This is a genomic window from Streptomyces sp. P17 (assembly GCF_032436805.1).
GTDB lineage: Bacteria > Actinomycetota > Actinomycetes > Streptomycetales > Streptomycetaceae > Streptomyces.
On the sequence record NZ_JAVRBF010000243.1, the window covers coordinates 1 to 657 of the forward strand.

The following is a 657-nucleotide window of genomic DNA, read 5'->3' on the forward strand; positions in this document are numbered from 1 at the left end:
GGCGACGTCGTCGCGGCGGGCGTAGGTGCCCAGCAGGATGTTGAACGCGGCCAGCAGCACCATGTAGAGCGAGGTGCTGGTGCCGGCGGCAAGCGTGCGCAGGCCGGCCGTCGTCTCGGGTGATACGTCGAATTGCAGTGAGGCGCCGTTGCCGGTGCGTTCGGCAGGCCGCGGATGGTCGGTGGGGAGCTCCAGCGGCTCCAGTCCGGCGAGTTGGTCGCGCCAGTAGCCAAGCTGGCGCTCCAGGACGTCTCCCTGGAGCCATTGGCGCTGCCAGATCGCGAAGTCGGCGTACTGCACGGGCAGTTCGGGCAGCTTGGCGTCGCGGCCTTGCACGGCTGCGGCGTACAGCTCGCCCAGTTCCCGGGTGAGGACGCCGATCGACCAGCCGTCCGAGACGATGTGATGCATCGCCAGCACCAGGACATGGTCCTCGTCGCTGACACGGACCAGGCACACACGCAGCAGAGCATCGGCCGCGAGATCGAAGGGCTTGAGGGCCTCCGCGTCGACCGTGTCGCGCACCTGCGCCTCACGGGCCTCCGGGTCTTGCACACCGGACAGGTCGATCAGGCGTATTCGTACCGGGCCGGGCTCGTCGACCACCTGAACCGGCTCGCCCCCGGCACCGATGACGAACCGCGTACGCAGCACCTC

The 657-nt window shown here is 69.1% G+C and carries 1 protein-coding gene; it reads right to left on the reverse strand.

What is annotated here, in order from left to right; genetic code table 11:
* A partial coding sequence (locus tag RMT89_RS40640; RefSeq protein WP_315888776.1) for a condensation domain-containing protein occupies positions 1 to 654 on the reverse strand: 654 nt, incomplete at its 3' end.
* Between the last annotated feature and the right edge of the window lie 3 nt (positions 655 to 657).